Raw genomic sequence first — 22,623 nt, 5'->3', positions numbered from 1 at the left:
ACAGCATCCTTAGCGTTTCATGAGATGCTGCGCATGATAGCGCAAATGATCTTCGATGAACGAGGCGATGAAAAAGTAGCTGTGATCATAGCCTGGCTGACGGCGAAGCGTTAGCGGGTGATCGTGCTCTTCGCACACCTCCTCCAGACGCTCGGGCATGAGCTGCTCTTCCAAAAACTGGTCGGCATCGCCCTGGTCGATGAACAGGCGCTGGCGCGAGGCGCCGTTGGCTACCAGCTCGCAGGCGTCGTACTGGCGCCAGCTCGATTCATCCTCGCCAAGGTAATTCGTGAACGCTTTCTTGCCCCAGGGGCAGTTCATCGGGTTCACCACCGGCGAGAACGCCGAGACCGAGCTAAAGCGACCAGGGTGGCGCAGCGCCAGAATCAGCGCGCCGTGGCCGCCCATGGAGTGGCCGCTGATAGACTCGCGCCCGTTGACCGGGAAGTGCTGGCGCACCACCGATGGAAGCTCCTCGACCACGTAGTCGTACATGCGATAGTGGCTTTTCCAGGGCGCCTGGGTGGCGTTGACGTAGAAGCCGGCGCCGGAGCCGAAATCGAAGCTTTCGTGCTCGCCGGGCAGATCGGTTTCCCGTGGGCTTGTGTCCGGACAGACGATAGCGATGCCGAGCTCGGCGGCCACGCGGTGAGCGCCGGCTTTCTGCATGAAGTTTTCGTCGTTACAGGTGAGTCCGGAGAGCCACCAAACCAGCGGCACGCGCTCGTTTTCGGCCTGTGGCGGCAGGTAAACGGCGAAGACCATATTGCAGTCCAGCGCCCGGGAGTAGTGGCGGTAGCGCTTGTGCCAGCCGCCAAAGCTTCTGTTGGCCGACACGAGTTCCAGGGTTTCGCTCATGCTCATGAGTAAGCTCCTAAAGATGAAAACGCGGCGGGAGGGCCCACCGCGTTTTATTCTCTCTTTTGACTATAGCGTTAATACACGCAGGTCGCTTAGAAGTGCAGTACGGTACGAATGCTCTTGCCTTCGTGGAGCAGATCGAAGGCTTCGTTGATCTTCTCGAAGGGCATGTCGTGGGTGATGAAGTCGTCGATGTTGATCTCGCCGTTCATGTAGCGCTCTACATAACCAGGAAGCTCGCTTCTGCCTTTGACACCGCCAAACGCCGAGCCTTTCCAGACCCGGCCGGTAACCAGCTGGAACGGACGAGTGGAGATCTCTTCGCCGGCACCGGCCACGCCGATGACGATCGACTCGCCCCAGCCCTTATGGCAGCACTCCAGCGCCGAGCGCATGACGTTGACGTTACCGATGCACTCGAAAGAGTAGTCGACGCCGCCGTCGGTCAGATCGACGATGACCTGCTGAATCGGATCGGTGTACTTCTTCGGGTTGACGAAGTCGGTGGCGCCGAACTGTTTGGCGAGCTCGAACTTATCCTCGTTGACGTCGATGGCGATGATCCGGCCCGCCTTCGCCATGACCGCGCCCTGGATGACCGCCAAACCAATGGCGCCCAGGCCAAACACGGCAACCGTTGCACCCGGCTCGACCTTGGCAGTGTTGAGCACCGCGCCGATACCGGTGGTCACGCCGCACCCGAGCAGGCAGATCTTGTCCATCGGCGCTTCCGGCGATACTACCGCCAGCGATACTTCCGGTACCACGGTGTACTCGCTGAAGGTCGAAGTGCCCATGTAGTGGTGCAGCTTTTTACCGTCGAGGGAGAAGCGCGAGGTGCCGTCGGGCATCACGCCCTTACCCTGGGTGGCACGCACGCTGCCGCACAGGTTGGTCTTGCCGGACTTGCAGAACTTGCACTCGCCGCACTCGGCGGTGTAGAGCGGAATCACGTGATCGCCGGGTTTCAGGCTGGTGACGCCCTCGCCCACTTCCTGGACGATACCGGCGCCTTCGTGGCCCAGCACCGAGGGAAAGAGCCCTTCCGGGTCTGCGCCTGACAGCGTATAGGCGTCGGTGTGACAAACGCTCGTAGCGGCCATCTTCACCAGCACTTCGCCCTTTTTCGGACCCTCGACGTCGATCTCGACGAGCTCGAGCGGTTTACCCGCTTCAAGCGCTACCGCAGCGCGTGACTTCATATCAAATCTCCTGGGATAAAGAGCCAAACGTTTGCTCCATGCCAGCCAGTGTAGCCACCTGTGCGAACGGGATAAACAGGGATATACTCACAAGATTGTTGCTCGTCAGCAACAATCGGCTTTTAAGGAGTGTCATGCAGCGCTGGGATCGTATCGAAGCGTTCATCGAGGTGGTGCGGCTGGGCACCTTTTCTGCGGCGGCGCGCCATCTAAAAGTATCGACATCGCACACCAGCCGGCTGGTCAGCCAGCTCGAAAACCAGCTCGGCGTGCAGCTTTTGTATCGCACCACGCGCCAGATTCGCCTGACCGACGCCGGCTCGCTCTACGTAGAGCACTGTCGCCACCTGTTCGATGGACTGCGCGACGCCGAGCAGATGATCAACAAGCTCCAGGCCAAACCCAGCGGGCTTTTAAAGCTCACCGCGGCCACGACATTCGGCGAGCGCTATGTCGCCCCGCTGGTCAACGACTTTCAGTGCCAGCACCCGGAGCTCGAAGTGCACATGCACTTCACCAACCGGGCGGTGGAGTTGATCGACGAAGGATTCGATATCGCCATTCGCATGGGCGTGCTCAAGGATTCCAGCCTGATCGCCAAGCGCCTGTGCGAACGCCGCGAATACATCGTGGGCTCCAGCGACTATTTCCGCCAGGCGCCGCGCCCGCATACGCTCTCGGAGCTGAGCCAGCACCCGTGCCTGCTGGGCTCGCGCCCGTTTTGGCTGTTCGAGGTCAACGGCCAGCGCCGCGAGGTACGCCTGGAGGGGCGGTGGAGCGGCAACTCCGGCCCGGCACTTCTGGACGCCGCGCTCAAGGGCCTGGGGCTTGCGCAGCTTCCTGATTACTACGTGGCGCCTTACCTGGAAAGCGGCGAGCTGGTCGCGGTGTTAGAGCCGTTTCAGCACCACGATACCGCGGTGTGGGCGGTCTATCCGCGCCACCGCCATCTTTCCCCCAAGATTCGCCAGCTGGTCGACTACTTGGCGGCGCATATCGATACCGGAATGCCTAAACGCTGATTCAAGGCCGCCCTGGCGGCTTTATAGGCTTTCCGAGTACGAGCGCCTCGGGCATTATCTGAGTGCGAGCACAGCGAAGTGACGATATAATGAACATTCAATGCTGAATGTTTATGATCTGCGTCATGCCCTGTAAGGATGCTCAATGTCACTGCCCCCACCCAACTGGTCCATCAACTTCAAAACGAGTCTCATGCGCGCAATACTTTATGTGCTGTTTATCGGTGCCATCGCCCAGGGCAGCTACCTCGAAGCACTCTACATGCCGGAACTTCGCTTCAGCGAATACGGTTTTACCGAACTTGCCCAGACCGCCGTGCTGGCCAGCGCCTGCTTGATGCTCATCTTCGTGCGCCAGGTACTAAAAGTGTGGCCGACGGTCACACTGCTGCTGTTCGCGTTCATCGCCGCCTCACTCGTGCGTGAGCAGGATTACTTTCTCGATGAGTACGTTGCCCGCCATACCTGGAAGATTCTGGTGGCGCTGATCGTTGTGCCGTCGATCACCTGGGTCATCATTCAGCGCCGTCGGTTTCTCGACGAGTTTCGCTACTTCAGCAACACCTTCTCCTTTGGCCTTTTTGCCAGCGGCGTGCTGACCACCTACATTTTCTCGCGCCTTTATGGTCGCAGCGATTTCTGGGAAGCCGTGCTGGGCGAAAGCTTCGAGCGCACCATCAAGGACGCCGCCGAAGAGGTGATTGAGCTGCTGGGCTATAGCCTGATCATGTTCGCCACGCTCGAGCTGCTGCTGATGGCGCGGCGCATTTATCTCGCGCGCAAGGCGGCCAAACCGCTGAGCTGATCGGCCTCTGTGGCGCGGCCTGGTAGACACCGCGCCGGAGCAGCCAACGCAAAAAGCCCCGCCGTTCATAAAACGGCGGGGCTTTTTTATTCACCACACAGGGCGGTCAGCTTACTCGTCGAGGAACGAGCGCAGCGGCTCCGAGCGGCTGGGGTGGCGCAGTTTACGCAGCGCCTTGGCCTCGATCTGACGAATACGTTCGCGGGTGACGTCGAACTGCTTGCCCACTTCCTCGAGGGTGTGGTCGGTGTTCATGTCGATCCCGAAGCGCATGCGCAGCACCTTGGCTTCGCGCGCGGTCAAACCGCCCAGCACGTTGCGCGTGGCTTCGATCAAGCCTTCGCCGGTAGCCAGGTCGATCGGCAGCAGCATGGTGCCGTCCTCGATGAAGTCACCCAAGTGCGAGTCGTCGTCGTCACCGATCGGCGTCTCCATGGAGATCGGCTCCTTGGCGATCTTCAGCACCTTGCGTACCTTGTCTTCCGGCATTTCGAGGCGCTCGCCAAGCTCTTCCGGGGTCGGTTCGCGGCCCATTTCCTGAAGCATCTGGCGCGATACGCGGTTGAGCTTGTTGATCGTCTCGATCATGTGCACCGGAATACGGATAGTGCGCGCCTGGTCGGCGATCGACCGGGTGATTGCCTGACGAATCCACCAGGTCGCGTAGGTCGAGAACTTGTAGCCGCGGCGGTATTCGAACTTGTCCACCGCCTTCATCAGGCCGATGTTGCCTTCCTGAATCAGATCCAAAAACTGCAGGCCACGGTTGGTGTACTTCTTGGCGATCGAGATCACCAGACGCAGGTTCGCCTCGACCATCTCTTTCTTGGCGCGGCGCGCTTTAGCTTCACCAATGGAGAGCTTGCGGTTCACCTCTTTCAGGTCCGGCACGATCAGCTGGACCATGTCTTCCTCGAACGCGATCTTGCGCTGGGCGCGGGCGATATCGGCGCGCAGCGGCTCGAGACGATCAGCGTACTTGGGCTGCTCCTCCTGGAAGCGATCAAGCCAGCCCTGATCGGACTCGTTGCCCGGGAACGACTTGATGAACAGCTTGCGCGGAAGCTTGGCCTTTTTCACGCAGAGCTGCATGATCGCCTTTTCTTGAGCGCGCACCTGCTCGACGCTGATACGAACCTGCCCGACCAGGCGCTCGAAGTGCTTCGGTACGAGCTTGATCGGTGAGAACAGCTCGGCCAAACGCGCCTGCTCCGCCTTGAGCTCGGCGCTGCCGCGACCGTGCTTTTCGAAGGCGGCCTCGACGGCGGCGTTTTGCTCGCGAATTTGCTCGAAGCGTGCGCGGGCCTCTTCCGGGTCCGGGCCGCCTTCGCTGGCCGAGTTGTCGTCTTCGTCGTCCTCGTCATCACCGTCGAGGTCTTCGTCGTCGCCGGGCTCGGCGTCGACGACAGGCTCGGCCACTTCGGCCTCGGCAACGCCGGGAATACCCTCATCAGGGTCGATGAAGCCGGAGAAGAGATCCGACAGCCGCCCGGGCGCTTCTTCGTCCTGGGTGGCATCGTAGGCCTGCAAAATGGAGGTAACCGCGCCGGGCAGGTAGGCAAGTGATGACATCACTTCCCGCGTGCCCTCTTCGATCCGCTTGGCGATTTCGATTTCGCCTTCACGGGTCAAAAGCTCGACCGTGCCCATCTCGCGCATGTACATGCGAACGGGGTCCGTTGTGCGACCCACGTCGCTTTCCACAGCGGCGAGGGCCGCTACGGCCTCTTCCGCAGCGGACTCGTCCGTGGAGTGATCCGACATCATCAAAGTGTCTTCATCCGGCGCTTCCTCAACGACACTGATACCCATGTCGTTGATCATGCCAATGATGTCTTCCACTTGATCCGGGTCGGCGATATCCTCGGGTAGATGGTCGTTGACCTCGGCATAGGTCAGGTAGCCCTGTTCCTTGCCGCGCGCGATCAACTCCTTCAGACGTGACTGCTGCTGCGCATTTCCAGCCATAGAAACCCTATCTCGACGAAGAAGAATGAAACACCTGGGGCGCTGAATCGATAAAACTCAACAAGCCGAACATTATAGCGTAATTTGCTGCGTTTTTCCCAGCGAAACGTATTTGCGCGATGAATCGGGTGTGTTAGGTTATTCGGTTAGGCCGCTTCCCGGCCGCTAATGCTCTCTATATGGCGCCGCACGGGCGTATTTCAACCCCTTTCATTTCCCCCTTTCGCGACGTGCTATTCAAACGCCGTCCCGGCGCTTTTGGTTTTTATACGTTTCCCGCCTGACTTTGCTACTGCCTAACGAGCTTCTGCTTGTGAGCTACTACTTGCGAGTGAGTTCGACCACCAGCGTTGCCAAACGTTGCCGCTGATTTTTGTCCAGTTTTTGCCCCGAACGCTCGAGCGCCAAAAGCGCCTCGTACTCCTCTTGCGGCGAGCGTCTGCGCTCGAGCCCGGCAAGATGCTCGATTAGCCCTAAAAGCTCGGTCTCCCTGGCTGCCGCGGGAATCAACAGCTCGCGGCGGGCAAGTTCGTTGAGTGCCTGCCCCTCTTCGCTGCCCTGAAAGTGCGCCAACACCACTTGCGGGCTTTTGTAGCGCCCGGCGCGCAAAAGCGTGACCAGCTCGCGGCACAGCGCGGCATCCGGGTCGCCCTGCTGTAGCCAGTCGAGATTGTCGGGCACAACGTCGACCAGGCGCGGCTCGAACAACAGCAGCTGGCTGATGCGCTCGACGGTCGACAGCACCTTTCTCGAGGCTTTGGGCTTTTGCCGGGCCGCCTGGGGCGCGGGCGCTGACTCCGGATAGAAACCATCATCGAGCGGCGGTGGCTCATCGCTAGCCGGCGCGGGCTCAATGGCGGGCTTTTCGAGCATCGAAGCGAGCTGCTCCTTGCTCAAACCGCTGCGCTTGGCCAGCGCCTCCAGCAGCAGCGACTTAAGCATGCCCTCCGGCACCCGGTTGATCGCCTGAAGAACGTGGCTAGCGAAGCGCTCGTTGCCCTCAACGGTGTTCAGATCGCGCCCCTGGGCGGCCTGCTCGAACAGAAACTCGGACAGCGGCATCGCGCAGGTCACCCGGTCCTGAAACGCCTGTTCGCCTTCGCGGCGCACCAGCGAGTCCGGGTCCTCGCCTTCGGGCAGAAACAGAAAGCGCGCCTCGCGCCCGTCGATCATCTGCGGCAGCGCCGTTTCCAAAGCCCGACTTGCCGCCTGGCGCCCGGCGCGATCGCCGTCGAAGCAGAACACCACGCGGCTGACCAAGCGAAACAGCCGGTGTAGGTGATCTTCGGTGGTCGCAGTGCCGAGCGTCGCCACGGCGTTGTGGATGCCGTACTGCGCCAGCGCCACCACGTCCATGTAGCCTTCCACCATGATTAGCTGCTCGAGCTTCGCACTGGCCTTGCGCGCCTCATATAGGCCGTAGAGCTCGCGGCCCTTGTGAAACACCGGCGTTTCCGGCGAGTTCAGATACTTCGGCTGGCCGTCTCCCATGATGCGCCCGCCAAAGCCCAGCGTGCGCCCGCGCAAATCGCGGATGGGAAACATCACCCGATCGCGAAAGCGATCATACGTGCGCCCGGTATCCTCGCGGTGGATCAGCAGACCGTACTCGATTTGCACCGCTTCGCTGACGCCCTTGGCACTGAGATGCTGCTTGAGCGCCTCCCAGCCGTCCGGCGCGAAGCCGATGCCGTAGGCGGCGATGACCTCGTCGGAGAGATCGCGCTTTTTAAGGTAGTCGCGGGCGCTCTGCCCCGCCTGCATCTTCAGCCGCTCGCGGTAGAAGCTGCCAGCAAGCTCCAGAAGGCTCACGCCCTCCTTGCGCTTTTGTTCGCGCTGCTGCTCGCGGGGGTCATCGGCGCCTTCGCGGGGCACGTCGAGCCCTAAACGGGCGGCCAACTGCTCGACCGCCTCGGGAAAAGACAGCTTGTCGTACTCCATCAAAAAGCGCAGGGCGTTGCCGTTGGCGCTGCAGCCGAAGCAGTGGTAGAACTGCTTGTCGGCGCTCACCGTAAAGGAGGGGGTCTTTTCCTGATGAAAGGGGCAAAGCCCGGAGTAGTTGCGCCCGGCCTTTTTGAGCTGAACGCGCTCGCCCACCACCTCGACGACGTCGACGCGGTCCAGAAGATCGTCAATGAAACGCTGGGGGATCTGTCCGGCCATGAAGGAGCGTTCCTGCGCGGGGCACGGGTCAATGGCCTAACCCAAGCGCGACTTGGGTTAGATCACTCATTAATGTCGTTGTCTTCAAAAACAAACGGCCACCTGACGGCGGCCGTTTGGCATCCCTCTTGAAACATTCGCCGGGGCGCGTGTTTCTGGGTACGGATCAATAGAGCCGTTCGAAACGCTTACGCTCACGCTGAAGCTTTTTAGCGTGACGCTTCACAGCTGCCGCTGCCTTGCGCTTGCGCTCGGCTGTCGGCTTCTCGTAATGCTCACGACGACGTACTTCAGAGAGAACGCCGGCTTTTTCGCAAGAACGCTTGAAGCGACGCAGAGCGACGTCAAACGGCTCGTTATCACGTACTTTTACAGAAGGCATTAAGCACTCACCACCTTAAGGAGACTTGAGTTCGGATAGTGCGCACACCGCTTAATCCAGCATCTGTAGATACAGTGTACGACCCTTTTTTACAGCGCCGAGTAGTCTAGTCGCGATACGTCTATATTGCAACCGGGCGAAACTTGGCACCGCGCCCGCCTGGCCCTTCTCCCAAGCGCGCTAGGCCTTTGGCGTTCTTCAAATAAGGTTCTTTAAATAAGGTTCTTCGAATAACGCTCTTCGAAACCGGCTCATAGCTTGTCGCGCAGGTGCGAAAGCGAGGCATCGATGCGCGAGGCGATTTGCTCGTCGTCCATGCTCACAAGCTGCCCGCCGCGTTTGGCGATGCGCCCATCCACGGCCACCAGCGAAACGCTTGCCGGTGTCGCGGCAAACACGGTAAAGGCGTAGGGTTCGCTTGGCAGCATGCCAAGGCCCACCTGGTGGGTGTCGAGCATGATCAGATCTGCCTTCTTGCCCGGGCTCAACGTGCCGATCTCGTCGCCAAGCCCGATCGACTCGGCGCCCAAGCGCGTGGCCAGCGCCACCAGCCGCTCGCAGTCGACGCTGGCCTGATTTTCGCTGGCGCCGAGCTCGGTCAACGCGGCGTACTTCATCACCGAAAACAGATCGCCGCTACCGGCCAGGGCGTTGCCGTCGATACCGAGCCCCAGCCGCTCGACGCTTTCAAAGTGCGACAGCCGCGTAAGCCCATAGCCGACCCGGTGCTCGGTAATCGGCGTCAGCGAAAGGCTGGCGCCGGCCTCGTTAAGGGCGCTCAGATGCTCTTCGCTTGCGTTGGTGGCGTGCACGACCTGAAGCTCGGGAATCAAAAACTCGCCGTCGATCAGCGCTTGGAACAGAGCGTCGTGATTTTCGCCGCTGACGTGCACGGAGATCGGCAGGTTCATCTCGCGCGCCGCATCGAACTCCCGTCGCTTGACGGCCATGGCGTTCTGATTGCTTAGGTTATCGGGCAGCCGCCAGCCAAGGCCCAATGAAAGACGCCCGCGCTCGCTAAAGCGCTCCCAGTTCTCTACAAGCTCGCCCAAGTGTTCAAGGTCGATCTGCCCGCCACCGCTCTTGCTCTGGTTGCCAAACATCAGCCGCGTGCGCAGGGGCGAGGCGCCCAGCGCTTCGAGCGCGGCTTGGCAGTGTTCGGGACTTCGGTTGTTGTCGAAAAAGTCGCAGCTGGTGGTCACACCGGCGTTGACGTTCTCCATCGCCGCCAGATACTCGCCGATCCAGATATCGCCGGGGCGAAAGTGTTCGCCCAGCCGCTGCGTCAAAGGAAAGAATAGATTCTGTTCGGTCTGGCCGAACATGCCGCGCATCTGGGTCTGCCACATATGATTGTGGGTATCGACCAGCCCCGGCATGACGATGCAGCCTTCGCCGCTGATCATTTCGCTGTCGCCGGTATCCAGGCTCTCACCCACTGCTTCGATACGCCCGTCCACGACCCAGATATCGGCCTTCTCCAGTGGCGCCTTACCCTCCTCCATGGTCAGGATGGTGGCGTTTTTGATGCACCAGCGCGAGGGCGAGTCACTGGAGGCCTCGTCGCTGTCATCGCTTTCGTCGCTGGCGTAGGCACCGGGCACCAGGCTCGACCCCGCCAGCGCCGACAGGGTGCCAAGAAGCCGGCGTCGAGTGAGGGGGAATGCGTGCCGCATGGCAATGTCCTTGGGTGTATGAACGAGGGTTTTAATAACCCTAGTCGAGCGTTGCCCCGCGTCAACTCAGCAAACGCCGAGGAGGCGGTCCCTTATGAAAGCGCGTACCGGATCGAAGGCCCGGCGTGATAAAATCGCGCACATCCTGAACGCTTTTAAAGAGACGCCCATGAGAGTGCTTGGCATCGAAACCTCCTGCGACGAAACCGGTGTCGCGCTTTACGACACCCGCGCCCCGGCAGGCAAAGGGCTGCTGGCGGATACGCTCTACAGCCAGGTCGCCATGCACGCCGAGTACGGCGGCGTGGTGCCGGAGCTCGCCTCGCGCGATCATACCCGCAAGTTGCTACCGCTGATCGACCAGGTGCTTGTGGAAGCCGGCCTGGATAAGCGTGACCTCGACGGTATCGCCTACACCGCGGGCCCGGGGCTCGTTGGCGCGCTCATGGTCGGCGCCAGCACCGCCCACGGGATGGCGCGGGCGCTGGATATTCCGGTGCTTGGCGTTCACCACATGGAGGGCCACCTGCTCGCGCCGATGCTCGAGGAAAACCCGCCGGCGTTTCCCTTCGTCGCGCTGTTAGTGTCCGGCGGGCACACCCAGCTGGTCGAGGTCAGCGGTCTTGGACGCTATCGGCTGCTGGGCGAGTCCGTCGACGACGCGGCAGGCGAAGCCTTCGACAAGGCCGCCAAGATGCTGGGCCTTGCCTACCCCGGCGGCCCCCAGGTCGCAAAGCTCGCCGAGCGCGGTGACCCGAAGCGCTTTCGCTTCCCGCGGCCGATGACCGATCGCCCGGGGCTCGATTTCAGCTTCTCCGGACTCAAGACCCACACCCTGACCGCGATCAAAAAGCTCGACGCCGAAGGGGCGCTTGACAAACAGGCCCGGGCCGACATCGCCCGCGCCTTCGAGGAAGCGGTGGTGGATACCATGGTGATCAAATGCCGCCGAGCGCTGGATGATACCGGGCTCAAGCGGCTGGTGATGGCCGGCGGCGTGAGCGCCAACGCACGGCTTCGCGAGCGCTTGGCCGTGGAGACCGAAAAGCGTGGCGCCCAAACCTTCTACCCCCGGGCCCGGTTCTGCACCGACAACGGCGCCATGATCGCCTATGTGGGCGCCCGGCGCCTGGAGGCCGGCGAGCGCGACACCACCGGCCTCATGCAGGCGACCCCGCGCTGGCCGCTGGACACCCTGACGCCGCCCAAGCTTTAGCGGCGAAGGCGAGGCTCCTGCCCTTCGCGCAGGCGGCGAATATTGAGCGCGTGGCGCGCCACTACCAGCAAGGTGAACGCGCCGACCACGCCCAGATACCCGGGCGCAAGCCAGAGCGTCAGCAGCGGCGCGGCCAGCGCGCTGGCAAGCGAGGCCGCCGCTGCGGTGCGAAGCCGCCAGGCGATCAGCGCCCAGAGCGCTGCGCACAAAAGCGCCACCCAAGGCACCAGCACCAGCAGCGCTCCGAAGGCGCAGGCCACCGCCTTACCGCCGCGAAAGCCGTACCATACCGGGTAGCTGTGGCCCAAAAGCACCGATAGACCCACCGCCCCCTGCAACCACACCGGTAGCGCCTGGCTTTTGGCCAGCATCAACACCGGCATCGCCTTGGCGGCGTCGAGCGCTAGTGTGACCGCCGCCAGGCGCGGCCCGTGGCTTCGCAGCACGTTGGAAACGCCCGGGTTTTGCGAGCCGCACCGGCGCGGGTCGGCAACGCCGGCCAGCCGACACACGACGATGGCGGCAAGCCAGCTGCCGCTCAGATAGCCCGCCAAAGCCCAGAGAAGCGCATTCACCGGGCACACTCACGCGGATTGGTATCGTTTGCCGGGCTGCTCACGTACACTCTTTTTTGACCTTGATAGGTATTGTGACAAGCACTTGTAACAGGAACAGGGCGCATGGACCGTATTTTAATTGAAGGTTTGACGATTGAAACCGTGATCGGCGTGTACGACTGGGAGCGCACCATCACCCAGTCGCTGCGCCTGGATTTGACGCTTGCCACCGACATTCGCCCGGCGGCGGCCACCGACGATCTGCACCTGACCCTGGATTACGGCGCCGTTTGCCAGCGCATTCAGCAGTTTGCCGACGAGCATCACTTCGCCCTGATCGAAACCTTCGCCGAGCGGCTGTGCGAGTGCCTGCGCCACGAGTTTCCAATCAGTTGGCTACGCCTGGCCGTGCGCAAGCCCGCCGCCGTGCCCGCCGCCCAAAGCGTGGGGCTCGAGATCACCCGCGGCGAGATTCCCGAGGTCATCGAGCGCCCGGCGTCGTGAGCCTGGTCTGCTTGAGCCTGGGCAGCAACGCCGACCCGGCCACGCATCTTGGCGCCTGCTTCGAGGCGCTAAAGCGCACCTTTGATTCGGTGAGAATCTCGCGGGTGTTTGAAAGCGAGCCCGTCGGCTGTCAGGCCGCGGCCAACTTCTTCAACGCGGTGGTCGCTTTTGAGAGCGACTGGAGCCCAGAGGCGCTCAACGAGTGGACCAATGCTCAGGAGGCGGCGCTCAACCCGCGCGTGCCCCGCGAGCGCCACGCCCCTAAAGCGCTGGACATCGACCTTCTCAGCGTAGGCGACACCTGCGCCGACTTCGAGGGTTTCACCCTGCCCCGCGAGGACATCACCCACTACGCCTTCGTCCTCAGGCCGCTCGCCGAACTTTTACCCAACGAGTGCCATCCGCGCTGTAAAACGCCCTACGCCACACTTTTCGCGCGCGCCGATTTCAGCGACCAGCCTCTGTGGCCGGTGGCGTTCAGCTTTCGCGGCATGGCGATTTCGCCCTAGTCTTCAGACGTTTCGAGCGCGCTCGCCGCTGCGCTAAAGCGCCGCTCGCGCAGCGCCTCCCCTAGCGCCTTGCCCTGAAAACCCTCGAGCATCAGCGCCTGCGGGCTTACGTTCCGGGCGCGCTGAAACGCATCATTAAGCGGCTTTTCGAGCTTTGGAGCCAGTATCGCAATAAGGGAGAGCTGCGCCTCGACTTGGACGGGCTTGCGAAAGGCGTCGAGGCGCTCGAGCCATTCGAACGCGCGCGCCGGGCAAAGCGGGCGCTCGACGAGATGGCGACTCAGCGCCACGTGGCGGCAAAGCGCGGCGACGGCGTTGGGCAGTCGAAGGCGCTCGATCAGCGCCTCGCGCTCGGGCTCGCTCAAGGCGCTTGCCAAAAGCGCCATGCGCCAGTGGGCGAGCTCGCCGCCGGAGGGTGCCTTTTCCAAAAGCCCCAGCGCCTCGTCGAGATGGGCCGCCAGGTGCGGCCACCAGCTTTTAAGCGCCTCGGCCTCGTCGAGCGCTTGAAAAAAGCGCGCCGGGTGTGGCTCGGCCAGCGCCTTCTCGGTTTCGACCCACACCCGCTCCGCGGCCAGATGTAAAAGCTCACCGCTTTGCGCGACCCGGCGCATCAGCGCTTGGGTTTGGCTTTCGATAGTGAACCCGAGCCCGGCGTAGCGGGCCAGAAAGCGCGCGGTGCGAAGCACCCGTAGCGGGTCCTCGGCAAACGCCGGGGAGACGTGGCGTAAAAGGCGCCGCTCGAGATCCTTCTGGCCATCGAAAGGGTCGACTAGCGTAGCGTCCGGGCGCTGTGCGATGGCGTTGATGGTCAAATCGCGGCGCAGCAGGTCCTCCTCCAGCGTCACGTCCGGGCTTGCGTGCACCTCGAAGCCGCCGTAACCGTGGCCCGCCTTGCGCTCGGTGCGCGCCAGCGCGTACTCCTCGAAGGTTTCCGGGTGTAGAAATACGGGAAAGTCCCGCCCGACCGGCTTGAAGCCCTTCGCCCGCATCCGTTCGGGTGTGGCGCCGACCACCACCCAGTCGTTGTCGAACACCGGCCAGCCGAGCAGCGCATCGCGCACCGCGCCGCCGACGCGGTAGACCTCGAGCCCGTCGAGCGCCTTATCACAAACGGCCACGTCAGCCCCCTCTCTTTTGGCTGGGTACGCTCACGCACTCGAAAGTCTCGAGATCCATCGCGGTGAGCGACCCGCCCCACACGCAGCCGGTGTCCAACGCGTAAGCGTCGATCTGCGAGCCCGGCGTTTTGCCCTCCAGCGCCGCCCAGTGGCCGAACACCAAGCAAGTGTCGTCGCGACGCGGGTACTGAAACCAGGGGTGAAAGCCCTGCGGGGCGCTGTCCAGGCCCTCCTTGGCGGCGAAATCCAGCGTCTCGTCACCGTCGATAAAGCGCATGCGGCAGAACACGTTGACCAGCGCGCGCAGGCGGTCCATGCCCTCCAGCGACTCGACGAAGCGCGCCGGCTCGTTGCCGTAAAGCGTTTGTAGAAACTGCCCGGCGCTTTCACTTTCAAGCATCGCTTGCACCTCGGCGCTATAGCCCAAGGCGGCGTCCGCACTCCAGCTCGGCAGCACCCCGGCGTGGACCATCAGCGTGCGGCGCTCGAACACCGCCAGCGGCTGAGCCTGCAGCCAGTCGAGCAGCGCCTCGCGCTCCGGGGCGTTCAGAATCGCCTCCAGAGTGTCGTTTTTTTTCAGCCGGCCGCCGCCGCGGGCGGCGACCAGCAGATGAAAATCGTGGTTACCCAGTACGCAGCGCGCCGCGCTTCCAAGTGCCTTGACCTCGCGCAGGCACTCGAGCGAGCCGGGCCCGCGGTTGATCAGATCGCCCACCAGCCACAGGGTATCGCGGGCCGGATCGAAAGCGAGTTTGTCCAGAAGCGCTACAAACTCCGCGTGGCAGCCGTGAAGATCGCCGATGGCATACATACTCATAAAACGTCGATGCTCATAAAAAACCGTCACTCGTAAAAAACGTTGCTTGTAAAAAAGCGTTGCTCGTAAAAACCGTTACGCATAAAAGGCGGCGACAGCGTGAAAAGCGCGGGCGTGGTGGGCCTGTGCGAAGCGTTGAAAGAAATGCCCGTCGAAAGCGTTCGTCCGGCTACTATAGGCAAATAGCACGACCCCGTGTTGGCTTTAGGGTGACCACGACCATGCCAGAACTCCACTCTCTACCCATCGATTCAAAGGCGACGGCCTGCGCGTCGCTTAAGCTTACAAGCCCCGCGCGCCGGGCGCTTTTAAAAAGCCTCTCGCTCGGCGCCGGCGGCGCACTGCTTGCCGGCGTGCCCCACTCCCTGGTACAGGCAGCGTCGACAGCGCCTTCGCTATTGAAAAACGGCTGGCTGTTGCGCCGCACCGACATCGACGGTTCGAGCCGCTAATGTATCAGCCCTTTAGCGCGCTAAGCGAGCAGGAGGTCTTCGATGTCTGCGTGATCGGCGCGGGCGCGGCGGGCATCACCGTTGCCATGACGCTGGCTCAGCAGGGCCGCCGGGTGCTTCTGTGCGAAGGCGGCGAGGCCTCCTTTAGCGAGCGCTCCCAGGCGCTCTACCGTGGCGACACCCTGGGCGATACTTATCTTGAGCTTTCGAGTATTCGGCTTCGCTACATGGGCGGCTCGACCAATCACTGGGGCGGCGTGTGTCGTCCGCTCGACGCCCATGATTTCACCGCCAAACAGGCCGCCCCGGAAACGGCCTGGCCGATCTCCCGTGCGGATTTGGAGCCCTATTTTGAAGCGGCGGCCGCGCTTTTGGATCTGGAGGAGATCGCCCCGGATGCGCCGATCGACGGCGCCGGGCTCGAGAGGGTCTACTTCTCACTGGGCCCGCCCACGCGCATGAAGGACAAGTTCGCCGCGACCTTCAACGGTCTTGAGACGCTAACGTATTGTCTGACCGCCAACCTGGTGGATCTGAGCGTGGGCGATGGCCGGGTCGAGACGGCCACCTTCAGCGATTTCGACGGCCAGCGTAAAACGATCCGCGCGCGCAGCTTCGTGCTCGCCTGCGGCGGTATCGAGAACTCCCGGCTGCTGCTTTGGTGCAACGCGCAAAGCGGCGGCCGGCTGGTGCCCGATACCACCACGATCGGGCGCTACTGGATGGAGCATCCGCACGCTACCATCGGTCAGGCGCTGCTGTTCGATCCGGCCCGTCTGGGCCTTCACACCGACTACAACGTCTACCTGTCGCCGACCCCACGCGCGATGGCCGAGCGCGGCATTCTCAACTGCGGGCTTCGCCTGCACCGCATGGCGCCGGAAGCCACCCAGGCGCTTGCCGCCGCGCTTGGCCGCGAAGCCCCGGGGCTTGAACAGCAACTAACCCAAAGCGCCGGTAGCGCCCATGGCGTCTATCTGCGCGCCGCTTGGGAGCAGGAGCCTCGTTTCGATAACGCGGTGGAGCTCATGGAGGAGCGCGACGAGCTGGGCGTGCCGCGAAGTCGACTGGTGTGGCAGCAGTCGGCGCTGGATCGCCACACCATCCGCGAAAGCCTGATGCTACTGGGCGAGTACCTGCTCGAGGAGAACATCGGCCGGGTGCAGTTTGCCGACTGGCTGGCACAGGAGCCGGTGGCGCTCCCCGAGGAGGGCGAGATTGCTGGGCGCCACCATATGGGCGGCACGCGCATGAGCGACGACGCCCGCCGCGGCGTCGTTGACCGCAACTGTCGGCTTTTTGCTCAGGCGAACATGTTCGTGGCCGGCTCCAGCGTGTTCGCAAGCTCGGGCCACGCCAACCCGACGCTGACGATCGTTCAGCTCGCCCTGCGCCTTGGCGTGCATCTCAACGAGGCGCTGGAGCAGCGGCGCGTCTAGTGGAGCTGGCTGGGCGCGGCCAGGCGAAACGGGGGAATGGCAACGTCAAAAGCGCGCTGGGTGTAGGTGTTGAGGAGTGTGTACGCTCCTTCCATCACGCCGACCGGGGTTTGCAAAATCGCCCGGCTGGTGTAGCGAAAGCGCTGGCCGGGGCCAATCAGAGGCTGCTGGCCCACCACGCCCTTGCCGCGCACTTCCTGGGCGTCGCCGCTGCCCTGAGTGATCTTCCAATAGCGCGCCATGAGCTGAACGCTGTGCGGGCTCTGGTTGTGCACCGTGACCGTGTAGCTGAACACGTAGCGCGACTCGCTCACGCTCGACTCCTCCAGGCAGTACTCGGGCGTGACGCTCACGTCGATATCGAGCTGGCTCACGGCTCACCCCGCTCGGCGCTCGCCTGTTCGGCGTCCAGACGGGCGACGTGGTTGGCAATCATCACGTACTCCGCCACGCTCAGGGTTTGCGGGCGCCGCCCCGGGTCGATCGAAAGCGCTTCCAGCGTCTCGGTGCTGACCCGGCCCTTGAGGTTATTGCGCAGCGTCTTGCGCCGCTGACCAAAGGCGAGCTTGACCAGCTCGAACAGCAGCGCCGGATCATCCGCCGGGTGCGGCAGCGACTCATGCGGCGTCAGGCGTACGATGGCCGAGTCCACCTTGGGCCGCGGTACGAACGCCTCCGGCGGTACGATGAAAAGCTGCTCGACCTGGCAGTAGTACTGCGCCATCACCGACAGCCGCCCCCAGTCGGTGCCGCCAGGTTCGGCGGCGAGGCGCTCGACCACCTCCTTTTGCAGCATGAAGTGCATGTCGGCCACGGCGGTGCCCATGCCGAGCAGGTGCACGATCAAGGGCGTGGAGATGTTGTAGGGCAGATTGCCCACCACTCGAAGCGCCGGGCCGTCGCCCTTAAGCGCGTTGAAATCGAACTTCAGCGCGTCGCCTTCGTGGATCACGAACCCGGGATAGTTGAAAAACTGCACCCGCAGCCCCGGGATCAGGTCGCGGTCGAGCTCGATGACCTCAAGCGCACCACCGGCGTCGAGAAGCGGCTCGGTCAGCGCCCCCTGGCCCGGGCCGATCTCGATCAGCCGGTCGCTCTTCGCGGGGCCGATCGCGCGCACGATGCGCGAAATGATGCCGGGGTCGCGAAGAAAGTTCTGGCCGAAGCGTTTTCGGGCGCGGTGTTGAAGGGGCGCTTGAGACATCGAACGAAAGTCCTTGAGTAGGATAAAGCGTGTAACGGGGTGGCGAATGAACCGGCGGCTAGCGCGTCGAAGCAGTATGGACGGCGCGCTGATCGCCAAGGCGTCGGGCCAGGTCGATCGCGACCAGCAGGCTCTCGGGGCTCGCCACGCCCAGGCCCGCCAGATCGAGCGCGGTGCCGTGATCCACAGAGGTACGCACCAGCGGCAAGCCAAGGGTAATGTTGGCCGCTTGGCCGAACCCTGCATACTTTAGCACTGAAAGCCCCTGGTCGTGATACATCGCCAGTACCGCGTCGACCTCACAAAGGTGGCGCGGGGTGAAGAGCGTATCCGCTGGGTACGGGCCGCGAACGTCGATTCCCTGCGCTTTCAGATACTCGATGGCCGGCGTGATGGTCTCGATCTCTTCAAAGCCCAAATGCCCCTCTTCACCGGCGTGGGGGTTGAGCCCGCACACCGCGATGCGCGGCGAGGGAATCGCGAACTGGCGGGTCAGGTCCTCGGCGAGCAGCGTAATGAGGCGCGTTAGCCGCTCGAAGGTGATGGCGTCCGCCACCTGGCGAAGCGGCAGGTGCGTGGTGGCCAGCGCCACGCGCAGATCACGGCTTCCCTTCCAGCCGTCTCGCTGGGCGTGCAGGGCGCGGTCGGTGGCCAGCATCATCACCACCTCATCGACGCCGCAGGCGTCACGCAGCCACTCGGTGTGGCCGGTGAAGCCGGTAAAGCCGCCGTCGATGATCACGCCCTTGTTCAGCGGCGCGGTGACGATGCCCGCCGCCCTGCCTTCCCGGCAGGCGGCAACGGCGACGTTAAGCGTCTCGATCACGTAGGCGGCGTTGGCCGGCGTCAGCACCCCGGGCGTGCAGGGCGCGCCGAGGGGGACCGGCCACACAGCAAGCGTAGCCCTCACGGTATTTTCCGGCGGTTGCTTGCCGGTCACGATCTCCACTTCAAGCTTCAAGCGCGCGGCGCGCTCGGCCAGCATCTGCGGGTCGCCGACGGCAACGGTATCCGGGGGCAGGCGCTTTTGTGCGGCCAGCATCAGCGTAAGCTCCGGGCCGATGCCCGCCGGCTCGCCGGTGGTGACCAGCAGCGGTAAACGAGGCTCGCCGGTCATTACTGGCGGATGTCCACGAAAGCCTCTTCGCGAATTTCGCGCTGCCAGTTTTGCAGCTCTTCATTGGCGCGGCGCTGGAAGATCGCCTGGCGCACCTGCTCGCGGCGGCTCTCGTCGGTCACGTCCTGACGCCGGCGATCGAGCACCTCGATCACGTGGTAGCCGAACTGCGACCGCACCGGCGCCGAGATCTGGCCCGGGCTCAGGCTATTCATCGCCTCTTCGAACGCCGGCACGGTTTGGCCCGGGCGTACCCAGCCCAGGTCGCCGCCGTTCATGGCGCTGCCGCTGTCGTCGCTGAACTCGCGCGCCACCGCGGCGAAGGATTCGCCCTGCTGCAGACGCGAGCGCACCTGCTCGGCGCGAGCGCGGGCCTGGCTTTCATCGCGGGTCGGCGTCAGCGCGACGAGAATGTGGCGCGCTTGGCTCTCCTCGATGAAGGACTGGCCTTGCTGGCCGGGCTGCTGCTCGATAAAGCGGTCGACCTCGCGCTCGCTGACGTTGACGCGCTGCTGGATCTGACGCTGCTGCACCTGACGCATCAGCATTTCGCGGCGCACGTCCTCGCGCACCTCGGCCAGGCTCAGCCCGTCGGCCTCAAGGGCGTCGGCGAAGCCATCAAGACTCATGCCGTTGGATTCGGCAATGCTGCGCAGCTGACGGTTGAGTTCGGTGTCGTCGACATTGAGATTCGCATCACGCGCCATCTGCAGCTGGATTTCGTCGAGCACCATGCGCTCGAGCACCTGCTGGGTGAGTTGGCGCCGCGGCGGCAGCTCGCCGCCCTGGGCTTGGGCCTGCTGCTCGATCTGATTGACGCGATCATCTAGCTCGCTTTGCATGATCACGCCGTCGTTGACCACCGCCGCGACGCTATCGAGCGTCTGGCGCTGGCTGTTTTGAAAGCTCTGGGCCAGCACCTGGGTGCTGGTTAGCGCCGCGCCGGCGCCCAGGCTAAGCGCCAGCGCCCCGACCGTGGTCAGCCGCGAAAGCGTTCGTGTAAAGCGGCCCTGGGCCCGAATTTTGTGCATCATCATGGAAAAACTCTCTTCGTCGCTTAAAAATAGCCGCGCGTTACGCTAGCCACGCATCGCCGCAGTGGCAAATGCTATTGGCAAATGACAGTGGCAAGTTACAAAGGCGAAGGCGTGTAGCCTGGAATCGCCCGGTCGAAGTAGGTGTTCGCGCCTTGACCAACGCCGCCCAGCCCCCGAAAAACGAAGCGCAAAAACAGGCCGCGGTCGCTGAAATCGTCGGCCACGCGGGCAGTGTCGTTATCGTCGATCCATTCGCGCCACACGAGCTGAACGCCGTAGCAGCAGTCGTTCCACTGCACGCCAGCCAGCTGTTCCAGCGCTCGGTCGTTGGTCTGGTCATACAGATAGCGCCCGATCAGGTCGATCTGCGGGGCGGCCTTGTACCCCACCGAAAGATCCCACTCTTCGCGGTTGTAGTCGCGAAAGCCGTCATCACCCGGCACGACGCCGGGATCGAAGCCTTCGATCTCCCAACGGTAGCCAAGGTTCACTACGTGGCCCTCGGGATGGCGGTAGCGAACGTCGATGCTGGAGCGTTCGGTCTGCTGGCGCTGGTCGTCGTAGAGCCACTCATAGCCGGTGCTAAAGCGGTCGTTGATCTGCCAGTCCAGGCGCGTCACCAGCGGCGAGCGCTCGCGGGTCGCCTGGTAGCGGCTTTGCGGATTGACGAAGGGGTTCTCCTCCGGGCGATCCGGAAGCGTGTCCGGATCGCCGTTTTCGTCGATGCGCCGCTCGGCGAAGTAGGCGCTCTGGCCCACTCCGAAGGTGAGCCGGTCGCGCCCGGCGTCGTCCTCGATCAACCGCGACTGCACGCCGTAAGAGATCCGGTTGAGATCGCCCACCCGGTCAGCGCCGGAGAAGCGCAGCGGTGACCAGAGCTGGTCCCAGGAGAAGGCGCGCTCGTAGCTGTCGAACTCGGGCAGATCGGATTGGTCGGTGCGCGGCACGAAGGCGTAGTTGAGGCGCGGCTCCAGGGTCTGGCGATAGCCGTCGCCGCCGAGTTCCAGATCGCGCTCGAAGATCAGGCCGCTGTCGATGGAGGTGATCAGCAGGCTTCGCGTGGGCGACGTGGCGCGGTCGGTATCGCGGCTGCCGTAGTCGAGCTCGTAGGCGGTGTTCCAGAACTCGGTGCGCGGCTCGATGTAGCCCCAGGGCTTCTCGAAGCGCCAGCCCACCGCCGGGGTCAGGTGAAGGCGCGAGCCGTTGGCCGCTTCGCGCTCGGGCACCAGATTTTCGTTCACATCGCGCCAGAAGTAGGTCGCATTCGAGCGCCACTGGCCGTAAAAGCCGCCGCCGAGATCCCAGTTCGTGGTGTTGGCGGTCAAACTCGGCAGCCGGTAGAAGGGTTTGTCGCTGTCGGCCAGCGGGTCCTCGAGGCGCTGGAACCCTTGGGCGCGGGCGTCGAGCTGCCAGCGCTCGCCGCGGTAATCCACCTGCGCCAGGCGCTCCATGCCGGCGCGCTCGCTGCTGCCGAACTCGGCGCCGAAGTCATCGAAGTAGCGCCCGTCGCTGGCGCCGCCGTAGCGCAAATTGTAATTGCTGCGCGCGTTGATGCGCCCGCGGTGCTGGGCGTCGATGTACCAGCGCGCCTCGCCCTCGAAGCGGTTGTCGCCAGAGCTTCGGCCGCCGTCGTCGGCGAGGTAGCCGCCTTCGATGAGGGTGCGGGTCTGCTCGCTCATGTGGCGGTATTCGCCGTTGAGCAAAAGACCTCGGTCGGTCATGAAGCGGGGCGTGATGGTCGCGTCCTGGTTGGGCGCGATGTTCCAGTAGTAGGGTTGGGCGTAGTCCAATCCATCGTTGGAGAAGCCAAGCGTTGGCCACAAGAAGCCGCTTTGACGCCGGTCGTCCAGTGGAAAACGCACCCAGGGCCAGTAGAAGACCGGTACGTCCTTGACGTGCAGGCGGGCGTTGCGGGCGGTGCCGAAGCCCTCGGCCTGGTTCAGGCGGATGTCGCTACTCAAAATCTGCCAGGTGTTTTCGCCGGGCTCGCAGGTGGTGAAGCTGGCGCTTCGCAGCCGGTACTGATCCTCGCCGGTCTGCTCGAGCCGCTCGGCCTGGCCGCGCAGGCGCGGCTCATAAAGCACGTAGTGGCTGTTGTCGATGGTGGCGCGATCTTCGTTGAGAAACAGCGTGGCCTGATCGCCGCGCACCAGCGCCTGACCGTCTCGAAGCGCAAGCTCCCCTTCGGCATCGACCTGCTCGCGCTCGGCGGGAAGAAAAATCTGCGCGGCCTGAAGCTCGCTATCGCCCCGGCGCAGCACCACGTCGCCGCGCAAGAGCGCCTCACCGTTTTGGGCGTAATCGGCGCTTTGCGCCTCCACCGAGAGTGTTTCCGGGTTCTGCTCGGCGGGCAAACGGTAGCCGGGCATTACGTAGCGGCCGCGGCATAGCTGATTGGATGCCTCGTCCGGCCGGTAGGGCTGCCAGTCCAGCGCACTGGCGGGCAGCGGCTCGCTTTGCGCCACCGCCGACGTCGCCGTGAGCGCAAAAATACCCAGCAGCGTATGCCCCGCCAGCGCCGTCCCCGTACATCGCTTGCCCATGTTCGTTATCCTTGGCATTCAGAATCGGTAT

Annotated in this window: 21 protein-coding genes; 7 read left to right on the top strand and 14 right to left on the bottom strand. The window is 63.4% G+C overall.

Annotation, left to right across the window (positions count from 1 at the left end):
• Nucleotides 1-9: 9 nt before the first annotated feature.
• Together fghA and MQW23_RS06125 are read right to left on the bottom strand one after the other, a co-directional pair.
• Complete coding sequence (gene fghA, locus MQW23_RS06130; RefSeq protein WP_252106951.1) at nt 10-864, bottom strand: S-formylglutathione hydrolase; 855 nt, start codon at nt 862-864, stop codon at nt 10-12.
• Nucleotides 865-953: 89 nt separating this feature from the next.
• Complete coding sequence (locus MQW23_RS06125) at nt 954-2,063, bottom strand: S-(hydroxymethyl)glutathione dehydrogenase/class III alcohol dehydrogenase (protein ID WP_252106950.1); 1,110 nt, start codon at nt 2,061-2,063, stop codon at nt 954-956.
• A gap of 134 nt (nt 2,064-2,197) precedes the next feature.
• On the opposite strand from MQW23_RS06125, the gene MQW23_RS06120 reads away from it, so the two are divergent.
• Both MQW23_RS06120 and MQW23_RS06115 read left to right on the top strand, forming a co-directional pair.
• Nucleotides 2,198-3,085 (top strand): LysR family transcriptional regulator, encoded by an 888-nt coding sequence (locus tag MQW23_RS06120; protein ID WP_252106949.1) that lies wholly within the window; start codon nt 2,198-2,200, stop codon nt 3,083-3,085.
• Nucleotides 3,086-3,230: 145 nt separating this feature from the next.
• On the top strand, nt 3,231-3,890 hold the full coding sequence (locus tag MQW23_RS06115) for a hypothetical protein (RefSeq protein WP_252106948.1): 660 nt from the start codon (nt 3,231-3,233) through the stop codon (nt 3,888-3,890).
• Nucleotides 3,891-4,001: 111 nt separating this feature from the next.
• Here MQW23_RS06115 and rpoD read toward each other — a convergent pair whose 3' ends face one another.
• The 4 genes from rpoD to MQW23_RS06095 all read right to left on the bottom strand — a co-directional run bounded on the left by rpoD (nt 4,002) and on the right by MQW23_RS06095 (nt 10,079).
• On the bottom strand, nt 4,002-5,858 hold the full coding sequence (rpoD, locus tag MQW23_RS06110) for an RNA polymerase sigma factor RpoD (protein WP_252106947.1): 1,857 nt from the start codon (nt 5,856-5,858) through the stop codon (nt 4,002-4,004).
• Between the two features lie 321 nt (nt 5,859-6,179).
• Nucleotides 6,180-8,021, bottom strand: a complete 1,842-nt coding sequence (gene dnaG / locus MQW23_RS06105) for a DNA primase (RefSeq protein ID WP_252106946.1) — start codon at nt 8,019-8,021, stop codon at nt 6,180-6,182.
• 166 nt (nt 8,022-8,187) lie between these two features.
• Nucleotides 8,188-8,403, bottom strand: a complete 216-nt coding sequence (gene rpsU / locus MQW23_RS06100) for a 30S ribosomal protein S21 (protein ID WP_016416934.1) — start codon at nt 8,401-8,403, stop codon at nt 8,188-8,190.
• A gap of 251 nt (nt 8,404-8,654) precedes the next feature.
• Nucleotides 8,655-10,079 carry an amidohydrolase family protein gene (locus MQW23_RS06095; protein ID WP_252106945.1) on the bottom strand — a complete coding sequence of 475 codons (1,425 nt, stop codon included), beginning with the start codon at nt 10,077-10,079 and terminating at the stop codon, nt 8,655-8,657.
• Between the two features lie 169 nt (nt 10,080-10,248).
• On the opposite strand from MQW23_RS06095, the gene tsaD reads away from it, so the two are divergent.
• Nucleotides 10,249-11,295 (top strand): tRNA (adenosine(37)-N6)-threonylcarbamoyltransferase complex transferase subunit TsaD, encoded by a 1,047-nt coding sequence (tsaD, locus tag MQW23_RS06090; protein WP_252106944.1) that lies wholly within the window; start codon nt 10,249-10,251, stop codon nt 11,293-11,295.
• On the opposite strand, the gene plsY is transcribed toward tsaD, so the two are convergent.
• The gene (gene plsY / locus MQW23_RS06085; protein WP_252106943.1) at nt 11,292-11,870 is read right to left on the bottom strand and encodes a glycerol-3-phosphate 1-O-acyltransferase PlsY; all 579 of its coding nucleotides are present in this window, start codon (nt 11,868-11,870) and stop codon (nt 11,292-11,294) included. The genes tsaD and plsY overlap by 4 nt on opposite strands.
• A 105-nt stretch (nt 11,871-11,975) precedes the next feature.
• On the opposite strand from plsY, the gene folB reads away from it, so the two are divergent.
• The gene (folB, locus tag MQW23_RS06080; protein WP_252106942.1) at nt 11,976-12,356 is read left to right on the top strand and encodes a dihydroneopterin aldolase; all 381 of its coding nucleotides are present in this window, start codon (nt 11,976-11,978) and stop codon (nt 12,354-12,356) included.
• Complete coding sequence (gene folK / locus MQW23_RS06075) at nt 12,353-12,865, top strand: 2-amino-4-hydroxy-6-hydroxymethyldihydropteridine diphosphokinase (RefSeq protein ID WP_252106941.1); 513 nt, start codon at nt 12,353-12,355, stop codon at nt 12,863-12,865. The genes folB and folK overlap by 4 nt, the downstream gene beginning before the upstream one ends.
• On the opposite strand, the gene MQW23_RS06070 is transcribed toward folK, so the two are convergent.
• Together MQW23_RS06070 and MQW23_RS06065 are read right to left on the bottom strand one after the other, a co-directional pair.
• Nucleotides 12,862-13,983 (bottom strand): tRNA nucleotidyltransferase/poly(A) polymerase-related protein, encoded by a 1,122-nt coding sequence (locus MQW23_RS06070; protein WP_252106940.1) that lies wholly within the window; start codon nt 13,981-13,983, stop codon nt 12,862-12,864. The two genes, folK and MQW23_RS06070, sit on opposite strands and share 4 nt — an antisense overlap.
• Before the next feature lies 1 nt (nt 13,984).
• On the bottom strand, nt 13,985-14,800 hold the full coding sequence (locus tag MQW23_RS06065) for a symmetrical bis(5'-nucleosyl)-tetraphosphatase (protein ID WP_252106939.1): 816 nt from the start codon (nt 14,798-14,800) through the stop codon (nt 13,985-13,987).
• Between the two features lie 221 nt (nt 14,801-15,021).
• Between MQW23_RS06065 and MQW23_RS06060 the strand changes: the two genes are divergently transcribed.
• Complete coding sequence (locus MQW23_RS06060) at nt 15,022-15,252, top strand: hypothetical protein (RefSeq protein WP_252106938.1); 231 nt, start codon at nt 15,022-15,024, stop codon at nt 15,250-15,252.
• Nucleotides 15,252-16,691 carry an FAD-dependent oxidoreductase gene (locus MQW23_RS06055; RefSeq protein ID WP_252106937.1) on the top strand — a complete coding sequence of 480 codons (1,440 nt, stop codon included), beginning with the start codon at nt 15,252-15,254 and terminating at the stop codon, nt 16,689-16,691. Before MQW23_RS06060 ends, MQW23_RS06055 begins: the two co-directional genes overlap by 1 nt.
• On the opposite strand, the gene apaG is transcribed toward MQW23_RS06055, so the two are convergent.
• The 5 genes from apaG to MQW23_RS06030 form a co-directional block, all read right to left on the bottom strand.
• Nucleotides 16,688-17,065, bottom strand: a complete 378-nt coding sequence (gene apaG, locus MQW23_RS06050) for a Co2+/Mg2+ efflux facilitator ApaG/CorD (protein ID WP_252106936.1) — start codon at nt 17,063-17,065, stop codon at nt 16,688-16,690. The genes MQW23_RS06055 and apaG overlap by 4 nt on opposite strands.
• Nucleotides 17,062-17,895: a 16S rRNA (adenine(1518)-N(6)/adenine(1519)-N(6))-dimethyltransferase RsmA gene (gene rsmA / locus MQW23_RS06045; RefSeq protein WP_252106935.1), complete on the bottom strand. Its 834-nt coding sequence runs from the start codon at nt 17,893-17,895 to the stop codon at nt 17,062-17,064. The genes apaG and rsmA overlap by 4 nt, the downstream gene beginning before the upstream one ends.
• 58 nt (nt 17,896-17,953) lie before the next feature.
• Complete coding sequence (gene pdxA / locus MQW23_RS06040) at nt 17,954-19,012, bottom strand: 4-hydroxythreonine-4-phosphate dehydrogenase PdxA (protein ID WP_252106934.1); 1,059 nt, start codon at nt 19,010-19,012, stop codon at nt 17,954-17,956.
• Nucleotides 19,012-20,043 carry a peptidylprolyl isomerase gene (locus MQW23_RS06035; protein ID WP_396238184.1) on the bottom strand — a complete coding sequence of 344 codons (1,032 nt, stop codon included), beginning with the start codon at nt 20,041-20,043 and terminating at the stop codon, nt 19,012-19,014. The genes pdxA and MQW23_RS06035 overlap by 1 nt, the downstream gene beginning before the upstream one ends.
• Nucleotides 20,044-20,144: 101 nt before the next feature.
• Nucleotides 20,145-22,592, bottom strand: coding sequence for an LPS-assembly protein LptD (locus tag MQW23_RS06030; RefSeq protein ID WP_252106932.1), 2,448 nt, complete (start codon nt 22,590-22,592; stop codon nt 20,145-20,147).
• Nucleotides 22,593-22,623: the final 31 nt, after the last annotated feature.

Origin of the sequence: Halomonas sp. S3-1-1, from assembly GCF_023757625.1 — a bacterium.
Taxonomy (GTDB): domain Bacteria; phylum Pseudomonadota; class Gammaproteobacteria; order Pseudomonadales; family Halomonadaceae; genus Vreelandella.
Note: the sequence above shows the minus strand (reverse complement) of the source record. Positions and strands in the feature narration are given on the sequence as shown.